The organism is Bradyrhizobium sp. 142, assembly GCF_023074015.1.
Taxonomy (GTDB): Bacteria; Pseudomonadota; Alphaproteobacteria; order Rhizobiales; family Xanthobacteraceae; genus Bradyrhizobium.
On record NZ_JADPKQ010000338.1, the window covers coordinates 1 to 2,497 of the forward strand.

At 61.1% G+C, this 2,497-nt stretch carries 2 protein-coding genes; one reads left to right on the forward strand and one right to left on the reverse strand.

The features are described 5' to 3' along the window. Positions 1-161: 161 nt before the first annotated feature. Positions 162-614 carry a DUF305 domain-containing protein gene (locus tag IVA82_RS31855; protein ID WP_247493688.1) on the reverse strand — a complete coding sequence of 151 codons (453 nt, stop codon included), beginning with the start codon at positions 612-614 and terminating at the stop codon, positions 162-164. A gap of 161 nt (positions 615-775) precedes the next feature. Between IVA82_RS31855 and IVA82_RS31860 the strand changes: the two genes are divergently transcribed. Beyond that, positions 776-1,795: an AraC family transcriptional regulator gene (locus tag IVA82_RS31860; RefSeq protein WP_247493689.1), complete on the forward strand. Its 1,020-nt coding sequence runs from the start codon at positions 776-778 to the stop codon at positions 1,793-1,795. The last annotated feature ends 702 nt before the right edge of the window (positions 1,796-2,497 follow it).

Consider the following 2,497-nt stretch of genomic DNA (forward strand, 5'->3'; position numbering starts at 1 on the left):
CGTCAATCTTCCAGAGTCGAAAATCCTTGCTCATAGCCCCGCAAAGAATCAGACTCGCCCCAGCTTGACCAGCGACTACTTGGACAGGCTCCTAGCTAGCATGTGCATGACGCTCTCCTCTTCGATGCGATGTGAAACGCGGAATGAATAATTGACTGTGTTCAGCGCGCCGCGTTGCGCGCGGGCCGGGCGCCGCCTTGAGAAGCGTGACCGGACTGCGTTGCCGATGACGTCCCCTCGGACAGCGGCCGGCCCAGCGCCGCCTTCATCGCGCCGATCTGCCGCCGCTGCCCGGCAATGATGTTCCTCGCGATCCGGCGCAATTTTTCGTTGTGGCCGTAGTGCAGCTCGGCCTCCGCCATATGGACTGCGCCCTGATGGTGGGGGATCATCATGGCCGTGAAGTCTGCATCGACATTGCCGGACGGCTTCACCGCCATGTCCCTCATCATCTTGCTCATGGCTGCCTGGTTCTCGGCCATGAAGTACGCTTCCGCGATTTGCTTATGGGATCGTTCGGCTTTGTCGGCCGAGGCCGCCTGTTGCGCCGAGGCGTGAGCGGGATAAGCCAGGACCAGCAATGCAAGGGCGCCGCTGATGAATGTTTTTTTCATCGCGTATTCGTGATCGTTGCGCTTCTGAACTCCGAGCTCGGTTGGCGCGGGGATTGACCGGCGACGGACTGCCGGCGATGGTTGTTGCTGCCAGGCATGCGCATTACATTCTCCTCATTCATTCGATGCTTTGAGAAATCGGTGCGAACGGGGAATTGGGGATGCTCTCGCGGCGCAAAACCTATGCCGGCCGGATCAAACATCCAGATGACGCGACAGAGCCGGCTACTCTCGACCCGCTCAGCTCGATTGCTCCCCTGTTCCGGGCGCGCCCGGAAATTCAGGATGTGTGTCGATTTGCCTTGCAATGGGAGGTCGTGCACGAAGCGGAGCCGACGGGCTTCGCTAAATTTCACATCGTGACCAATGGAAATTGCCTGCTGGAGCGATATTCCGGCGAAACGTTTAAGCTGGAAGCCGGCAGCATTCTCCTGCTCCCGCAGGGCGACTCCCACGTCGTGCGATCGGCGAGCCGTGGCGGAAGCTCCGGAGCGCCGATCAGAACCGAATACAACAACGCGATCAGGATCAAGACCAACACCCGCGGCGCGACCGAGACCGAGATGATCTGCGGCCGGTTGCGGTTGGATGGGGCCATGTACAGCCTCGTCACTGCCGCATTGCCAAAGGCGATCGTGCTCAGCATCGGCAAAGGGGATCTGTTCGACCGGATGCGGATGCTGGTGCAGGCGATCGATGAGGAACTGCAGGCCGCGCGTCCGGGCGCAGCGACGATTGCCACTGAGCTTGCCACCGCTCTCTTCGTGATGATGCTTCGCCTGCATTTCGAACAGTCCGCGGCATCGAGCGGCATATTGCGGCTGCTCGCATCGCCGTCCTCGGCCAGAGCCGTCGCCGCCATGTTGAGAGCTCCCACGCATCCGTGGACGCTGGATGCGCTTGCGGCGGAAGCGCATGTTTCGCGCGCGACTCTGGTTCGGATCTTCCGGAGGGAGGGGGATATTGCGCCGCTTGGCTTCCTGAGCGAGTTGCGGCTTGGTCTGGCACGCCATCGCCTCGGCTCGACGACTGGAACTTTGGCGCAGGTGGCGGCAGCGGTCGGCTACGACTCCGAGAGCGCATTCGTGCGCGCGTTTCGGAAACGTTACGGGATTTCGCCCGGTAGACTCCGCGCCGTCATAACAGGCGATCTAAAGGAGAAAGCTCACCCGATTCCATGATGGCCGAACGCAGCCTGAGACTGACAGCACGACGGTAATAAAAGGAGGAAAGGGCACCCCGGTTGGCGGACTCTCTTTCATTTTCAAGCAGGCGGACCATGTGGCCTATTGGCCCATCGCTTCCGTTGACGCGGTGCAGTTGCATGTTGGTTCATAGAGGTAGACCGGAAGTTTGCAGCCGAGCGCCAAACAGGCGCTATTGACCCAATGTATGGTCCGGCCGCGCGTTGCAAGAGGTTTCGTCAACCTGGCAGATGCGGTCTTGCATCAATGTATCCGGCCTCTGATTGGAGCGTGTTGTGCTCCGGGCCATCATGGATATCAGCGCGCATTCGAGCTAATTAGCGGACAGGCCTCGAAGGGGCCATTCGGGTCACCAGTGTTCGCATGCGCCGGGAAGACCGATTCTCCATCGTCGTCTCATCCTCTCGCAGACCTCGGCGGGTAAGGGATGTTGGTTACGTCATCGATAGCTCCTCACTTCGCACTGTTCCTTTGTTCGTGCCTGGCGGTCGTTCCTTCGTCCCGGCCTGCGCGCGCAGACGCGCCGCGCGCAAGGGCCGTCAAGGCCGGCCGTCGTGCTGTTCTGACGGCTTGCTCGACCGCTGCCAGGCTGCGCCTTGACGGCCCCGAGCACGGCGCGAGGATCAAGCAGGTCGGGACGCCATCTCATCTGTCTTGACGCACTCGAAGGCGCGCCCC